Genomic DNA, 15676 nt, shown 5'->3' with positions numbered 1-15676 from the left:
CCATGATTGGTGAAATACGGTGACAAAGGGGCCTGGTCCGCGGGGCCGGGTGGTATTGCGCAGGGACGGGGAGTGGCATGGCGCACGTTCTGTACCTTTTTCTATGGTTCATCCCTCCGGTCCCGCATACTGGAACGAACCCGCGCGACGGAAGCGGCTCCGCTAGGCTGCGGAGCACTATGCGTTTCGGGCTGCTTCTCCTTAGCCGCCGCGGCGAGGGCCTGTAGTCGAGGCCGACCCCCTCCCCGCGGTGCTTGGTGTTGCGCGTCGGCCGTCCTTCCGCCCGGACATTCTCCGGTCACCCCGAGGAGCCCACGCCCCATGGCGAACCGCCAGCAGCCCAGTCACATGCCGATCCACAAGTACGGACAGTACGACCAGGTCGACATCCCCGACCGCACCTGGCCGGACAACCGGATCACCGTCGCCCCCCGCTGGCTCTCCACCGACCTGCGGGACGGCAACCAGGCGCTGATCGACCCCATGTCGCCCGAGCGCAAGCGCCGGATGTTCGACCAGCTGGTCAAGATGGGTTACAAGGAGATCGAGGTCGGCTTCCCCGCGTCCGGCCAGACCGACTTCGACTTCGTGCGCTCGATCATCGAGGAAGAGGGCGCGATCCCGGACGACGTCACCATCTCCGTACTGACCCAGGCCCGTGAGGACCTGATCGAGCGGACCGTGGAGTCCCTGAAGGGCGCCAGGCGGGCGACCGTCCACCTGTACAACGCCACGGCCCCCGTGTTCCGCCGGGTCGTCTTCCGCGGCTCCAAGGACGACATCAAGCAGATCGCCGTCGACGGCACCCGGCTGGTCGTCGAGTACGCGGAGAAGCTGCTGGGCCCCGAGACCGAGTTCGGCTACCAGTACAGCCCGGAGATCTTCACCGACACCGAGCTGGACTTCGCGCTGGAGGTCTGCGAGGCGGTCATGGACGTCTGGCAGCCCGGCCCGGGCCGCGAGATCATCCTGAACCTGCCGGCCACCGTCGAGCGCTCCACGCCGTCCACCCACGCCGACCGCTTCGAGTGGATGAGCCGCAACCTCTCCCGCCGCGAGCACGTCTGCGTCTCCGTCCACCCGCACAACGACCGCGGGACGGCCGTCGCCGCCGCCGAGCTGGCGCTGATGGCGGGCGCCGACCGCGTCGAGGGCTGCCTGTTCGGACAGGGCGAGCGCACCGGCAACGTCGACCTGGTCACCCTGGGCATGAACCTGTTCTCCCAGGGCGTCGACCCGCAGATCGACTTCTCCGACATCGACGAGATCCGTCGTACGTGGGAGTACTGCAACCAGATGGAGGTCCACCCGCGCCACCCGTACGTGGGCGACCTGGTCTACACGTCCTTCTCCGGCTCCCACCAGGACGCCATCAAGAAGGGCTTCGACGCGATGGAGGCCGACGCGGCCGCCAAGGGCGTCACCGTCGACGACATCGAGTGGGCGGTCCCGTACCTGCCGATCGACCCGAAGGACGTCGGCCGCTCCTACGAGGCCGTCATCCGCGTCAACTCGCAGTCCGGCAAGGGCGGTATCGCGTACGTCCTGAAGAACGACCACAAGCTGGACCTGCCGCGCCGGATGCAGATCGAGTTCTCCAAGCTCATCCAGGCGAAGACGGACGCCGAGGGCGGCGAGGTCACCGGCGGCGCCATCTGGTCGGTCTTCCAGGACGAGTACCTGCCCAACCCGGACAACCCCTGGGGCCGCATCCAGGTCCGCGCGGGCCAGTCCACGACCGACACCGACGGCGTCGACACCCTGACCGTCGAGGCCACGGTCGACGGCGAGGACACCGTCCTGACCGGCACCGGGAACGGTCCGATCTCGGCCTTCTTCAACGCCCTGGAGTCCATCGGCATCGACGTACGCCTGCTGGACTACCAGGAGCACACGATGAGCGAGGGCGCGTCCGCGCAGGCCGCCTCCTACATCGAATGCGCGATCGACGACAAGATCCTGTGGGGGATCGGCATCGACGCGAACACGACGCGTGCGTCGCTGAAGGCGGTCGTCTCCGCCGTCAACCGCGCGACCCGCTGACCGGCCTGACCGGGACTTTCGGGGCCCTGACCGCTGTATACGGCGGTCAGGGCCCCGTCGTTTATCGGCCATCACCGTAGGGAGGTCACGGGAAGGTCTCGTCATGGGTGCTGACTACACCTCATGGATGTGGCTAACATCACGGAGGCGTGCGGCGATGTTGCCGCGGGGTTACGGAGGTGCGACGTGCTGCCAGAACGGGGACGAGACAGCCGTGTCACCGGGCTTGCCCGCATCCTGGGCACCCGCACCGCGTGGACGCCCGCGGGCGACGGTGAGTTCTTCTGCCCCGGCTGCGGAGGCGACCGCAACTACCAGCGGCTGACCGGACGGCGCCGCTTCACCGTGCTCGGCATGCCGGTCGTGTCACGCGGCGAGACCGGCCCGGTCGTCGAGTGCGCGGCCTGCCGCCGCCGCTTCGGCACCGACGTCCTCGACCACCCCACCACCATCCGCTTCTCGGCGATGCTCCGCGACGCCGTCCACACCGTCGCCCTCGCGGTCCTGTCCGCGGGCGGCATCTGTTCCCGTACGTCCCTGGAGACGGCGGCGGGCGCCGTGCGCGCGGCCGGCTTCACCGACTGCACGGAGGAACAGCTCGCCGCGCTCGTCGCCGCCGTCGCCTCCGACACGGGCCCGGACTACGGCGAACCGTACGGCGCCGGCCTCGCCATAGAGCTCCACGAGGCCCTCGACCCGCTCGCCCCGCACCTCGCCGCGGTCGGCCGCGAATCGATCCTGCTCCAGGGCGCCCGCATCGCCCTCGCGGACGGCCCGTACACCCCGGCCGAGCGGGAGGTCCTCACGACGGTCGGCGCCGCCCTGACGATCCGCGCGGAAGACGTGACCCGTCTGCTGGTCGCGGCCCGGACGCCGTCCTGATACTCCCCGGGGAGTAGTCCCCCCGCCCGGCCACCCCCGGCAGTACACCCGAACTCGCCCTCACGCGCGACGTTCCGCCCCTCGCGTGCCGGAAGTCTGGAGAGCGCAACCGGACAGCCGTGCAGAAGGGAGGGCCCGATTCATGGGGGCCGGAGATTTCATGGGGGCCGGGAAGAAGGCGAAGGGCCGGCGCAGCGCCATCCCCTGGGTGGTGCTCGCGCTGTGGGTGGGCGTTCTCGCGCTCGCCTCGCCGTTCGCCGCCAAGCTCGCCGACGTACAGCACGACCGGGTCACCGACTACCTGCCCGCGAGCGCCGACTCGACCAGGGTCGCGAGGCTCCAGGAGCAGTTGCCCGGCGGTGAGAGCACCGAGCTGGTGCTCGTCTACCACCGCGACGGCGGGCTGACCGCCGCCGACCGGGCGACGGCGGGGGAGCAGGTCGCCCGGGTCGCCGGGGACCACGTCCTGACCGGGGCCCCGCGGGGAGTCCCGTCCGCCGACGGCGCCACGCTCATGTACCCGGTCGCCACCAACGAGCCCGGCACCGACGAGAAGAAGCGGGACGCCTTCGTCGAGGACGTCCGCGAAGTCGCCCACAGCGAGGGCGGTTTGACCGTCGAGGTGGGCGGCACGGGGGCGCTGGCCACCGACGCGGGCAAGGTCTACGAGTCGCTCGGCGGGCCGCTGCTCTACACCACAGTAGGTGTTGTCGCCCTTCTGCTGATCCTCATCTACCGCAGCCCGGTGCTGTGGCTGGTGCCGCTCGCCGTGGCCGGGATCGCCGACTACCTGTCCATGGGTGTCGCCTACGGCCTCAACCAGGGCTTCGGCACCACGGTCTCGGGACAGAGCTCGGGCATCATGACCATCCTCGTCTTCGGCGCGGGGACGGACTACGCGCTGTTGCTCGTCTCCCGCTACCGGGAGGAACTGCGGCGCGTGGAGCGGCCGTACGACGCCATGCGGGCCGCGCTGCGCGGCTGCGGCCCTGCCGTGCTGGCCTCCTCCGGGACCGTCGCCGCCGGACTGCTGTGCCTGCTCGCCGCCGACCTCAACTCCAACCGGGGCATGGGACCGCTGGGCACGGTCGGCGTGCTCTGCGCGCTCGTCACGATGCTGACGCTGCTGCCCGCGCTCCTCGTCCTGCTGGGCCGCCGGGTGTTCTGGCCGCTGGTGCCCGCCTTCGGCAGCACGCCCAAGGTCCGCCGGTCGCTGTTCGCCGCGATGGGCACCTCGGCCGGGCGGCGCCCGCGGACCGTCCTTGCGGCCGGCGCCGTCCTGCTCGGCGCCCTCGCGCTGGGCGCGCTGAACCTGCCCGGCGCGGTCAAGCAGCAGGACTCCTTCGTCGACCGGCCCGAGTCGGTCGTCGCCATGGAGACCCTGGCCGAGGCCTTCCCGGAACAGTCCGCCCAGCCCATCGACGTGCTGACCCCGACGGGCCGGACCGAGGCCACCCTCGCCGCGATCCGGGACACCGGCGGCGTCGCCGACGTACGGCAGGGCCGTACCGGAGAAGGCTGGACGGAGATCACGGTGACCGCCGCCGCACCGCCGCAGTCCGCGGCCGAGACGGCGACCATCGAGGCGCTGCGGGACCGGCTGGCCGGCTCGTACGTCGGCGGGCCCAGCGCCCAGCAGATCGACCTGGTGGACACCAACGCCCGTGACCGGCTCATCGTCGTACCGCTCGTCCTCGTCTCCGTCCTGCTGATCCTGATCGCGCTGCTGCGGTCGCTCGTCGCGCCGCTGATGCTCGTCGCCGCCGTGGTCGCGGTGTGGGGTGCGGCGCTCGGCCTGGGCGGCCTGGTCTTCGGCCCGGTGTTCGGCTTCGAGGGCACGGATCCGGGGCTGGGACTGCTGTCCTTCGTGTTCCTGGTCGCCCTCGGCGTCGACTACGGCATCTTCCTCATGCACCGGATGCGGGAGGAGTCGACGCGCGGCGCCGATCCCGTCGCCGCGGCGCTCACCGCGCTGCGCACGACCGGCGGGGTCATCGCCTCCGCCGGCCTCGTCCTCGCCGCGACCTTCGCCGTGCTGACGAACATGGGGCTCGTCCAACTCGTCGAGCTGGGCTTCGTGATCGCGGTCGGGGTGCTGCTGGACACGTTCCTCGTCCGCACCTACCTCGTGACCAGCGCCAGCGTGGCGCTGGGGCGCAAGGTGTGGTGGCCGGGACGGCTGTCGCGGGCGCCGCAGACGGAGCCGCGGCGGCCCGGGCAGCCGGGCAGGCCGGAGCGGCAGACGGAGCCGGTGTGAGCCGCTCGCGGACCGGCGGGGCGCCCCTCCTCTCCCGGAGGGGCGCCCCCGTGCCGCAGGATGAACCCGTGCAGGAGACCACGACAGCGGTGCGGCCCAGCCGGGGCGAGCGGATCATGGCGGCGATCAACCGCGACCCCCGCACCGCCCCGCACGGCACCCGCAACGACGTACTGCTGGCCGTGGCGGCGGCCGTCCTGGCCACCGTCATCTCCCTGATCGGCGGCGACGGGTCCCGGCCCGACGCGCTCGGCTGGACGCTGCTGCTCACCGCGAACGTGCCCCTCGCGTGGCGCCGCCGCCGTCCGGTGGCGACCCTGATCGCGGTGGCGGCCTGCGTCGCCCCGTACCACGCCCTCGACTACAACCACGTCGGGCCGGTCCCGGCGACCATGGTGGCGCTCTACACGGTCGCGGCGACCGGCACGGTGCGCCGGACACTGATCACCGGGGGCGCCGTCCTCGGCCCGACGCTGATCATCAACGCCCTCACCGACCCGGGCCGGGCGCTGGAGTTCCTGCGGATCTCGGGCTGGATCATCGCCGTCCTCTTCTGCGGCATCGACGTCCGCTACTACCGCCGCTACGTCGCCGCCATCGTCGAGCGCGCCGAGCGCGCCGAACGCACCCGGGAGGAGGAGGCCCGCCGCCGGGTCGCCGAGGAACGCCTGCGCATCGCCCGTGACCTGCACGACCTGCTCGCGCACACCATCACCCTGATCGGTGTGCAGACCTCCGTCGCCGCGCACGTGCTGGCCGCCGACCCCGACCGCCTGGACCGCGCGGCCGTCGCCAAGGCCCTCGACGACATCGCCGGGACCTGCCGCAGCGCGCGCGGTGAACTCCGCACGACACTGGAGGTGTTGCGCGACCTCGGCACACCGGACGCCCGGGGTTCGCTCCCGGGCCTGCACGGCCTGTCCGACCTCGCGGAGACGGCCCGCGCGGCCGGTGCGCGGGTCGACCTGACGGTACGGTCGGGGGAGGTGCCGCCCGCGGTCGGCGCGGCCGCCTACCGGATCGTCCAGGAGGCACTGACGAACGCCGTGCGGCACGGCGGCCGGGACGGCGGGCCCGACGACCCGGCGGCGGGGGTCGGGGTCCGGGTCCGGGTGTACGAGGAGCAGGACGCCCTGCGGCTCAGGGTCACCGACGACGGAGTGGGCGTGGACACGGGGGGAGACGGCGGCGTGGGGAGAGGTGGCGGCGCGGGTGACGGCGGCCGTGCGACGGCCGGCGGTGGAGCGCCCGGTTTCGGGATCGTCGGGATGCGGGAGCGGGCGCGCAGCGTCGGCGGCTCGCTGCAGGCCGGACCGCGCGACGACGGCAGGGGCTTCGAAGTGAGCGCCGTACTGCCGCACGGGAAGGACCGATGAAGCCGCTCAGAGTGCTGCTCGCCGACGACCAGACGCTGGTGCGGGAGGCGTTCGCGATGCTCGTCGAGTCGGCGCCGGACATGCGGGTGGTCGGGCAGGCCGGCACCGGCCGGGAGGCGGTGGCGCTGGCCCGCGGCGAACGCCCCGACCTGGTGGTGATGGACATCCGCATGCCCGACCTCGACGGCATCGAGGCGACCCGGCTGATCGCGGCCGACGAGGAACTGGCCGGGGTGCGCGTCCTCGTCCTGACCACGTACGACACCGACGAGAACATCGTCGAGGCGCTGCGCGCGGGGGCGGCGGGCTTCCTGGTGAAGGACACCCGGCCCGCCGACCTCCTCGACGCCATCCGCACGGTCGCCGCGGGCGAGGCCCTGCTGTCGCCGGGGCCCACCGCCCGGCTGATCGCCCGCTTCCTGCGCGGCACCTGCGGACCGCCCACGGCGGGCGGCCCGGAGTGCCTCTCCGAACGGGAGCGCGAGGTGCTGGCCCTGGTCGCCCGCGGCCTGACCAACGCGGGGATCGCCGAGGAGCTGGGTCTCAGCCCGCTCACGGCGAAGACCCACGTCAGCCGGATCATGGGCAAGCTGGGCGCCCGGGACCGGGCCCAACTGGTCATCGTGGCCTACGAGTCGGGTCTGGTGACGCCGGGGCCCGGCGCGCCCTGACCGACGTCGGCCAGGGCGTGTCCGACAATTCGCGTGGCGCGCCCGGCGGGAATTGCCAGACGTGCCCTAGGGCAGCGTGCGCTGGTACGTCCCGTCCTGGTCGGAGTCGTAGACCAGCTTGCCGGAGCCGTCGTAGCCCTTGATGTGCGGGGCCAGCGTGACCTGCTGGTTCAGCAGACCGGCGGCGGCGAACCAGCCGTGGTCCAGGGTCGCGGTCACGGGGCCGCCGTCACCGTAGGAGACGGTCACCTCGGCCACCGACGCCTCGACGGTGCCGATCATCCCCCATCGGAACGGCAGCTTCCACCTGCCCTTGTCCATGAACGACTGCTGGTACAGCTGCTCGCCGTTGCCGTCGACCACGACCGGGCCCGTGCCCGGGACGCCGGTGTCGATCGTGCCGGCGCTGATGCCCGAGGCCAGCCCGTCCTTGAGGGAGCAGACCACCCAGCGTCCCGCGGACCGCTCGTTCACCGCGGTGACGTAGATGCCGTCGCCGGGAGCGTTGGAGTCTCCGGTGCTCTTGATCGCCAGGATGATCCGGTAGTCCTCGGCCTCGCCCAGATCCGCGGCGCTGCCGGGCGGCCCGCCCTCGGCGGCCAGGCACTTCCGCAGGCCGTCCGCCGCCTGCGCGAAGGTGATCCCGTCGAGCAACTGCCCGTCCGTGGCGGGCTGCGCGGGCCCGGCCGCCGTGCCGCCCGGGGTCGCGGACGGGCTGCCGGCCGGGCTGTGCGGGGCGCTGACCGACGGCTTGGGTGCCGCCGTGTCCGCGCCCCGCCCCCCGTTGCCCCCGGCCACGGCGTAGGCCCCCACGGGCACCGCGGCCAGCGTCATCAGCGCCGCCCCGGTCAGCGCGACGCGCCGCCGCCGCTCGGCCAGTCCACGCCGCCGGATGGCCGGATACGGCGCCGACGTGGGCTGGATGGCGTAGGCGTCCTCGGCGAGCAGCTCACGCATCCGCTCCTCGAATCCGGAGCCCCCCTGGTCCACCCGCTCTCCCGTCACCTTCACCTGCTGCCTCCCTGAACCCGACCATGGACCGGAACGTGACCGCGGCTCCGCCCCTGAGCCTCCTGGCCCTGACCCTGGCCTTGGCCCTGGCCCTGACTGTGCCCTTGCCCCTGACCCTGACCCCGATCACCGGACACCGTGCGGTCGGCGGCCAGTCCGGGATACCCACGCAACTTCGCGAGCCCCTTGGACGCCTGGCTCTTGACCGTGCCGGGCGAGCAGCCGAGCGCCTCGGCCACCTCCGCCTCGGACAGGTCCTCCCAGTACCTCAGGACCACCACCGCCCGCTGCTTCGGCGGCAGTTGGGCCAGCCCGGCCAGCAGGGAGCCACGCTCCTCCACCCGCCCCGCGCCCTCGTCGCGCCCCGCCCGTTCCGGCGGCGCCGCGGTCAGCGCCTCGGCGACCCGCCGCTTGCGGAACCGGTCGCTGTTGCAAGTGACCAGCATCCGCCGCACATACGCCTCCGGGTTGTCGCTGCGCGAGATCCGCCGCCACGACCGGTACGCCTTGGCCAGCGCGGTCTGCGTCAGGTCCTCCGCGTGATGGACGTCCCCCGTGAGCAGATACGCGGTCCGTACGAGCCGGGACCACCGGGCTCTGACGAACTCCTGGAACCGGTCTTCTTGTTCGGCCTGCATCAAGCACCCTCCTCGCCCTCCAGACCACCGGTTGCGCCGAATCGGTTGCCCGTCCCGCGTGACCGCGTTCGAATAGGGGGATGGGAAACGACGCGTGGGTCTGGCGTGAGGGCGAGCCCGGGGTGCTCCTGCTGCCGTCCGGCCGCCTGATCCGCGGCCGCGGCCTGCGCCGCCCGCTGGACCGTACGGCCCCCACCCCCGCGTACGGCGTCTACCTCCTCGGCGCGCGGCCCCCACGGCCGCCCTGGGAGTCCCGCTGGCTCCGCTGGCCCGACTTCCGGCTCCCGAGCGACCGCGCGGAGGCCCGCGCCACGCTCACCGAGGCGTGGCGCCGCGCGGCCGACGAACGCGTGGAGATCGCCTGCGCGGGCGGCCGCGGCCGCACCGGAACGGCCCTGGCCTGTCTGGCGGTCCTGGACGGCGTACCGGCGGCCGAGGCGGTGGACTACGTCCGCCGCCACTACGACCGACGCGCGGTGGAGACGCCTTGGCAGCGCAGGTATGTGCTGGGGTTCGAGGGAGTCACCGGGTGAGCGTCACCGGGTGAGTGCCACGGGCCGGGCGTCACGGGCTCGGCGTCACAGGGTGAGCGTCATGAGGAGACGGTCCTCCCCGGGGCCGAAGTAGTCTTCGCGCGGTCCGCCGGGATCCGGGACGAAGCCCAGGGAGCGGTACAACGCGATGGCCGAGTCGTTGCGCGGCTCCACGGAGAGCCGGACGGCATGGGCGCCCTTCGTCCGTAGCCGGCCGAGCAGTTTCGTCATCAGTTGCCGGCCGAGGCCCTTTCCGCGCAGCCCCGGGGTGATGGCGAGGCTGAGGACCCAGCTCTGCGCGTCGTTCGGCGAGGTCGCGAGCACGTATCCGTAGAGGTCCGTGCCGTCGTCCACGACGTACACGAGGTCGGCGCAGGCGGCGATCAGCTGGCGCAGGACGAAGTAGGGGTAGGGGCCGTGCGGGAACGCGTCGGCATCGAGGCGCACGATATGGGGTAGATCCGCCTCGGTGACCGCTCTGATCCGTAAGGGTCTTTCTCCGGACATCTGGCTCATTATCGAACCAGTGCCCGACGGAAAACGATCTCCGGGAAGAGGAGTCATACCGTCCCCTTGTGAATGTCGACAAATCGAATTGCAGCCAGTGCGATTTGCGTACCTGATCTCCATCATTGCTCCAGGCACCCACTCCTTCAAGACCCATGCCTCCTGCTACCCTGAATCATGACCTCGGTACCGTCCGCCGCTGACCAAAAGCTGAATGATGACGTGCTCTGGGACGAGTTCGATCCCGGCGTGTACATCAGCCACAATTACCTCGAGATGCAGGCCGTGGACGAGGAGATCCTCTCCCATGTGCGCGATCACTTCAGTGATCACTTCCGAGGTCGTGGGCGGGTCGCTTCCGGTATCGACGTCGGCGCCGGACCCAATCTCTATCCGGCCCTCGCCATGCTTCCCTGGTGTGACCGGATCACGCTGCTGGAACGGTCCGCCCGGAATCTCGAGTATCTCCGGAGCCAGTGCCCCGACTACGCCCCGCACTGGGATCAGTTCTGGAACGTCCTGTGCAAGGACGAGGCATATGCCACGCTCGACGTGACGCCCCGGGTCCGCTTCAAGGAGGCCGTCCAGCAGCCCGAGCCGGGCAGCCTCTTCGATCTCTGCGCGGGTGCGCGCCGCTGGGACCTCGGCACCATGTTCTTCGTCGCCGAGTCCATCACCACCTCGCTCGCCGAATTCCGGCGAGGGGTGGGATGCTTCATGAACGCCCTGAATTCCGGGGCGCCTTTCGCCGCCGCCTTCATGGAGCATTCCGAAGGGTATCGAGTCGGACCTCATGAATTTCCCGCCCGTGATATCGACGAATCCGAAGTCCGGGCGGTTCTAGGTCGTTACGCGGACCATGTGGAGATTCATCGCACGGCCAATCCGAAGCAACTTGTACGGGACGGCTACACGGGTATGATCCTGGCCTGCGGGCAACGTAAAGAGCGACGCGACGAATAAGCTGTCGGAGTTCTTCTACATGGTGACGGGCCTGTGCGAGGGGAATGGGCATGCAGATCAAGCCGAGACAGAACCTGCTTGAGGTGTGGCAGGCCATCGCTCGTCATTCTTTCGACAACGGAGAATGGCAGTGGGGTGAATGGGGCGGCCGCAGCAGTGTCGCCGACGCGGAGCGCCTGCTCTGCCTTCTGTACCCCGCCACCGAAATCGAACCGTTCCGTCTGGACGACCCCGACACCACCCAGCTGGACGTGGAGAGGGCCCTCAGGAACGCGGGTGACTCCAGCGAGATTCCCATGAACCTCCTGGAGATCCTCGGCGACTTCATGGAGAACCACCGCGGCGAGGAGAGTCCGACCTTCGCCGGGGGCTACTACTTCGCCCCGGAGAACCCGGAGCACGAACTCTCCAAGGAGCAGGAGGAAGTGGGAGTCGTCGACTCCTACTCCATGTCGATCACGCTCTGCCTGGCCACCCTCGGCTTCCTCAAGGTCTACCGGGGCAAGACCCAGCGGGCCAGCACCCTCGCCCGCATCGACAAGCTGAGGGACGCGACCAGCGCCCGCCTGACCGCGGCGATGGTGAGCCTGCTGCGCTCCTTCACCGTCAACGTCGTCGACATCGCCTCCGACCAGGGCCAGGCGCTCGCCCGGCTGCTCGGCCGGGGCCGGCTGTCCGACCGTCAGGTCCTGCAGCGCTTCCAGGAGCGGTTCAAGTCGCTGCGCGCCCTCATCAGCGAGAGCGTCACCCTCGGCCTGGACACCGATGTCGCCGACCAACTCCGCAACGAGAACCGGCTGTTCGAGTGCGGCTGGGCCTGGAGCCTGGTGAAGGACGCACCCGAGGTCGAGGTCGAGGCGCAGACCGCCCAGGACATCGGCAAGCAGCCCCAGGGTGTCGCCCACGCCGTGCCGTACCTGTACTTCACCGTCGTCGCCCTCGACGGCATCCCCGACCTGTCCTCCGAGCGCACCCTCGTCCTCGGCCTGCTCACCGCCGAACAGCAGAAGCTGGCCGACGCGCTGCGGCTGCGCTGGGAGATCACCCAGCAGTACTGGTCGGGCATCGCCCGCTTCGACGCCGCCACCTGGCCGCTGGAGGAGATCCCCTGGCGCACCACGCTCCAGCAGCTGGAGTCCGAGTACTTCTCGCTGTCCGTGGCCTCGATCCTCGTCCACGACCTGGTGCGCCGCCGTGCCACCGACGACGACCTCACCCGCACCGTCGCCGTCATGGAACGCCTCGCCGAACGCGGCCGCATCACGAGCCGCACGGCCCGTGAGGACCCGGCGATCGGCCTGCACAACCCCGGAGTCACCCTCCCGCTGCTGGGCAGTGAGGAGATCGGCCCGGCCATGAAGTGGACGATGGGCGACTTCTCCGCGCAGCTGCTCAAGCGGACCGTCCAACTGTGCGCGCTGTCCCGGAACATCGGCTCGCAGGACCGTCTGCTCACGCTCGCCGAGAACATCCTCGACCACCTCTGGGCGCGTCGCGTCAGCGACGGCGAGGGCGTCGGCCTGTGGGACAACGTGCACGCCGTGTACCCCGAATCACCGGTCCGCACAGGACCGTTGTCCTGGAGCATCACCGAGCGGGTCACCGAGTGCATGGTCGCCGCGCACGCCCTCTACACGCAGGATCCGATCCGCAGCTCCGAGATGACCGCCCTCGCCCAGGCGGCGCTCAGCGAGGCCGCCCACCTGTTCGGCAAGGAGCAGCTGGAGCAGCCCGCTCCCGCCCCCAAGAGTCCCCAGGGAGAAGAGATCAAGGGCATCGAGGCCGACCTGCGTCGCGCCCGTCAGCTCGTCGACAAACAGCCCGGCACCGCCCACGCGCTCGCCCTCGGCGTCCTCGCCCGGCTCTACGCCCTGGCCCGCGCCCGGGGCGCAGACGCCCGGGGGGTGTGAAGGTGCTCGTCTTCGCCGCCTCCGACAAGGGAGGCACCGGCCGCTCCGTCACCAGTGCCAACCTCGCGTATCACCGCGCGCTGGACGGGGACGACGTCTGCTACCTGGACTTCGACTTCGGCTCGCCCACCGCCGCCGCCGTCTTCGACCTGCCCGACGTCCTCTCCGAGGCCGAGGGGCGCGGCCTGCACTCGTATCTGAAGGGCAAGACGGGCGAGCCGCTGCGGGTCGACGTCTGGGCGCGGACCGAACACCCCGTGCTGCGCGGCAGGCCTGGTGGCTCCGGGCGGCTGGTGCTGCTGCCCGGCGACCGCACGGCCGGTGAATTCGTCACCGACGAGGAGAACCTGCACCGCTGTGTGGACCTCGTCCTGCGGCTGAAACGCGAATTCGACGTCATCATCATCGACCTGAGCGCCGGACGCAGTTACGCGATGGACCTGGCACTCGCCGCCACCTCGCCCCGGGGCGGGCTCGGCCGCCTCAAGAACCGCTGGCTCGTCTATCACCGGTGGACCCGCCAGCACGTCATGGCGGCCGCCGAACTCGTATTCGGGAAACAGGGGATAGTGCAAGCCGGTACGGCCATCGGACACGACCCCGACGTACTGGGCGGCGCCATCAGGTTCGTCCGCGCCGCGGTGCCCGATCTCGAGTCGCCGTTGTGGTCCCAGGTGTCGCCCGCCCAGTACGCGTGGATGCGGCAGTGCGACAAGGAACTCGAGGAACTCGCGGCCGGCCGGGGCATCGGCAGAACCCGGGTGCTGGCGTCCATTCCTTTGGAACCCGTTCTCCAGTGGCAGGAACGCCTCATCACCGACGAGGACGTGCACGACCGCCGGATCGCCAACAACGAGACCTGGCAGGCGATCGGGGATCTCGCCCAGCGGCTGACCGACGACAAGTTCTGGGGGCAGTTGTGAACGGGCCGGGCACCGTTTTCCGGGAGAGCAGCGCCGACCCGCGCACCGAATCCGTGCCCTTCTCCCATCTCTCCCTGGAATTAGGCCACTTGTACATGGAGGACTTCGCCGAGGGGGCCGCGCGGCTGCGGCGGCACTTCGCCGGCGTACGGCCCTGGGTGGAGGCCGCGCGGGCCGGTCTCGGCCCGCTGCCGCCGGGCCGCCGGCCCCGGATCAGCACCTGCTTCCTGATCGACGACTACTTCTCCCGGCTGGCCACCCCCGCCGAGCTGATCCCGCCCCTGCTGGACGCGGCGGCCGAGGCCGGGCTGACCATCGACTACCTGGCCCGCGAGTCGGGCTGCGCCGGCCCCGCCCCCGGCGGCTCCGACCACCGCGACCGGGCCCGCCCGGCCGAGTCCGTCCTGCACCGGCTGGTGGAGTCACCGCCGCCCGGCAGCAACGGCTTCCGTCCGCCCGTCGGCCGCACCGGCTGGCTCACCAACGGCCGCCGCACCCCCTCCCAGCGGACCTCGGCCGCCCTGGACTCCACGGGCGTCTGGCAGCCGCCGAGCGAGACCGAGGCCCGCGGCCACTCCGTGTTCCTGGACGTCGAACTGTGGAACGGGCCCGAGGACGCGCGCACCTGGTCCTGCGCCTTCCTGGCCTCCGTCTGGCAGCTGGTCCGGCTCGGGCTGCTGCGGGACAACGGCGCGGCCGTGCTGACCCCCACCCGCTGGCAGGGTGCGGAGTTCCCGGCCGAGTGGGACGCGCTGCCGCCCGTCCTCCAGCTCAACCCCGCCGCTACCCCCTTCACCGCCTACGTCACGTGCAGCGTCCTGCCGACCCGGTTCCTGCCCGTCGAGCACGCGGTACGCGTCATCCTCGACCAGGTGCACGTCGAGGCCGAGGCGCTCGCGCAGGTCGCCGCGCGGTCCACCGGTGAGGGCTTCCCGGTGCCCACGGGGGTCGTGGACCGCACGTCCTACGTGTTCCCGCCGGGGTTGTGACATGAGCGGCCTGGGCACGCCCTCCGGTCCCGTCCTCATCTGCGGTGAGGTACGGACCTGTCTGCTGCCCACCCGCAGGGCCGTGGACGAGCGGACCGCCGTGCGGCTGCTGCGGCTGCGCGCCGACGAACCCGTCCGGACCTCGCGGCGCCCCAACCGGCACGCCCTCTCCCCGGACGTCCTCACCGGAGTCGACTGCCGGCTGCCCACCGCCACCGGGGCCAAGGTCCGCGCGGTCGGCACCGTCGCCGCGCACGCGGGGCTCGTCGAGGGTCGCGTCCTGCAGTCGACGGCGTACTTCTCCGCCCCGGCCACCGGGCCCGACCGGCGCCGGCCCTGGGGGTACTACCTGGTCCGGCCCGGTTCTCTGGTCCCGGTCGGCCGGCTGCCCGAGAAGTCCGTCCTCGAGGGATTCCTGACCGGACACCAGCAGGACCGGCTGGACATCGGTTCGATCGCCGAGTCCCTGCTGGCGAGGATCTCCCGCCGGCATGACCTCCTGGACCACGACGCTCCGCTCACCACCACCGACACCAGCCTGCGCTGGACCGCCTCGCCGGCCGACGACGGCGAACCCGCGTCCGCGCTCTTCACCGAACTCGGCTCGGGCCTGCGGATCGTCGCACTGCGGCTGCCGCGAGGGACCACACCCGTCGCGGCGGCCACGCTGTGCGAGGACCTCGCCCTGCACGACTGGCTGCTGACGACCGTCGGCGACAAGCTCGACGGCCTGCCGCCCGGCTCCGAGAACCAGGCGGCCGCGATGAAGGTGCTGCGTCCGCTCGTCGATCATCTGCTGCACCTGTGGATGCCCCAGGCGCGCCTGGACCGGGCCCTGAGCCCGCCCTGGGAGGAGCTGGAGCGGCACCCGGGGTTCAGCAGACAGTGGAACACCATGGCACAGCGCATCCGGGACCAGCTGGCACTGCAGAACCTCGTCCGGGGTGAGGTGCCGGCCCTGTCCTGACGGCAA

General features: G+C 71.4%; 14 protein-coding genes. 11 read left to right on the top strand and 3 right to left on the bottom strand.

Annotated elements, in window-relative coordinates:
* Positions 1-321: 321 nt before the first annotated feature.
* The 5 genes from leuA to ASD48_RS04345 all read left to right on the top strand — a co-directional run bounded on the left by leuA (position 322) and on the right by ASD48_RS04345 (position 7229).
* Positions 322-2043, top strand: a complete 1722-nt coding sequence (gene leuA / locus ASD48_RS04365) for a 2-isopropylmalate synthase (RefSeq protein WP_057599993.1) — start codon at positions 322-324, stop codon at positions 2041-2043.
* Between the two features lie 186 nt (positions 2044-2229).
* The gene (locus tag ASD48_RS04360; RefSeq protein ID WP_057599992.1) at positions 2230-2925 is read left to right on the top strand and encodes a TerB family tellurite resistance protein; all 696 of its coding nucleotides are present in this window, start codon (positions 2230-2232) and stop codon (positions 2923-2925) included.
* Positions 2926-3085: 160 nt separating this feature from the next.
* A complete protein-coding gene (locus tag ASD48_RS04355) occupies positions 3086-5182 on the top strand; it encodes an MMPL family transporter (RefSeq protein ID WP_057599991.1) in 2097 nt (698 codons plus the stop codon).
* 68 nt (positions 5183-5250) lie between these two features.
* Positions 5251-6558, top strand: coding sequence for a histidine kinase (locus tag ASD48_RS04350; RefSeq protein ID WP_199875631.1), 1308 nt, complete (start codon positions 5251-5253; stop codon positions 6556-6558).
* Positions 6555-7229, top strand: coding sequence for a response regulator transcription factor (locus ASD48_RS04345; RefSeq protein WP_057599990.1), 675 nt, complete (start codon positions 6555-6557; stop codon positions 7227-7229). Before ASD48_RS04350 ends, ASD48_RS04345 begins: the two co-directional genes overlap by 4 nt.
* Positions 7230-7295: 66 nt before the next feature.
* On the opposite strand, the gene ASD48_RS04340 is transcribed toward ASD48_RS04345, so the two are convergent.
* A complete protein-coding gene (locus ASD48_RS04340; protein WP_242432498.1) occupies positions 7296-8240 on the bottom strand; it encodes a hypothetical protein in 945 nt (314 codons plus the stop codon).
* Positions 8237-8878, bottom strand: a complete 642-nt coding sequence (locus ASD48_RS04335) for a SigE family RNA polymerase sigma factor (RefSeq protein ID WP_242432497.1) — start codon at positions 8876-8878, stop codon at positions 8237-8239. Before ASD48_RS04335 ends, ASD48_RS04340 begins: the two co-directional genes overlap by 4 nt.
* Positions 8879-8958: 80 nt before the next feature.
* Between ASD48_RS04335 and ASD48_RS04330 the strand changes: the two genes are divergently transcribed.
* Entirely contained in the window at positions 8959-9411 is a 453-nt protein-coding gene (locus ASD48_RS04330) for a hypothetical protein (protein ID WP_057599989.1), read from the top strand.
* A 45-nt stretch (positions 9412-9456) separates the two neighbouring features.
* Here the strand turns inward: ASD48_RS04330 and ASD48_RS04325 are convergent, their stop codons facing one another.
* A complete protein-coding gene (locus ASD48_RS04325) occupies positions 9457-9918 on the bottom strand; it encodes an N-acetyltransferase (RefSeq protein WP_057599988.1) in 462 nt (153 codons plus the stop codon).
* 177 nt (positions 9919-10095) lie between these two features.
* On the opposite strand from ASD48_RS04325, the gene ASD48_RS04320 reads away from it, so the two are divergent.
* From ASD48_RS04320 to ASD48_RS04300, 5 genes are read left to right on the top strand one after another with little or no spacing between them, the layout of a single operon-like run.
* The gene (locus ASD48_RS04320; protein ID WP_057599987.1) at positions 10096-10881 is read left to right on the top strand and encodes an SCO2525 family SAM-dependent methyltransferase; all 786 of its coding nucleotides are present in this window, start codon (positions 10096-10098) and stop codon (positions 10879-10881) included.
* A 50-nt stretch (positions 10882-10931) separates the two neighbouring features.
* Positions 10932-12791 carry an SCO2524 family protein gene (locus ASD48_RS04315; RefSeq protein ID WP_057599986.1) on the top strand — a complete coding sequence of 620 codons (1860 nt, stop codon included), beginning with the start codon at positions 10932-10934 and terminating at the stop codon, positions 12789-12791.
* A 2-nt stretch (positions 12792-12793) separates the two neighbouring features.
* Positions 12794-13714: an SCO2523 family variant P-loop protein gene (locus ASD48_RS04310; protein WP_028806490.1), complete on the top strand. Its 921-nt coding sequence runs from the start codon at positions 12794-12796 to the stop codon at positions 13712-13714.
* Complete coding sequence (locus ASD48_RS04305; protein WP_057599985.1) at positions 13711-14703, top strand: SCO2522 family protein; 993 nt, start codon at positions 13711-13713, stop codon at positions 14701-14703. Before ASD48_RS04310 ends, ASD48_RS04305 begins: the two co-directional genes overlap by 4 nt.
* Before the next feature lies 1 nt (position 14704).
* Positions 14705-15670, top strand: a complete 966-nt coding sequence (locus tag ASD48_RS04300) for an SCO2521 family protein (RefSeq protein WP_057599984.1) — start codon at positions 14705-14707, stop codon at positions 15668-15670.
* The last annotated feature ends 6 nt before the right edge of the window (positions 15671-15676 follow it).

Origin of the sequence: Streptomyces sp. Root1310 (assembly GCF_001426425.1) — a bacterium.
In the GTDB taxonomy this organism is placed as follows: Bacteria; Actinomycetota; Actinomycetes; order Streptomycetales; family Streptomycetaceae; genus Streptomyces.
This window is presented reverse-complemented; position numbering and strand designations above follow the sequence as displayed.

Coding starts and splice junctions, on each gene's coding strand:
- leuA (WP_057599993.1), top strand. CDS start 322: ATGGCGAACCGCCAGCAGCCCAGTCACATGCCGATCCACAAGTACGGA.
- ASD48_RS04355 (WP_057599991.1), top strand. CDS start 3,086: ATGGGGGCCGGGAAGAAGGCGAAGGGCCGGCGCAGCGCCATCCCCTGG.
- ASD48_RS04345 (WP_057599990.1), top strand. CDS start 6,555: ATGAAGCCGCTCAGAGTGCTGCTCGCCGACGACCAGACGCTGGTGCGG.
- ASD48_RS04335 (WP_242432497.1), bottom strand. CDS start 8,878: ATGCAGGCCGAACAAGAAGACCGGTTCCAGGAGTTCGTCAGAGCCCGG.
- ASD48_RS04330 (WP_057599989.1), top strand. CDS start 8,959: ATGGGAAACGACGCGTGGGTCTGGCGTGAGGGCGAGCCCGGGGTGCTC.
- ASD48_RS04325 (WP_057599988.1), bottom strand. CDS start 9,918: ATGTCCGGAGAAAGACCCTTACGGATCAGAGCGGTCACCGAGGCGGAT.
- ASD48_RS04320 (WP_057599987.1), top strand. CDS start 10,096: ATGACCTCGGTACCGTCCGCCGCTGACCAAAAGCTGAATGATGACGTG.
- ASD48_RS04315 (WP_057599986.1), top strand. CDS start 10,932: ATGCAGATCAAGCCGAGACAGAACCTGCTTGAGGTGTGGCAGGCCATC.
- ASD48_RS04300 (WP_057599984.1), top strand. CDS start 14,705: ATGAGCGGCCTGGGCACGCCCTCCGGTCCCGTCCTCATCTGCGGTGAG.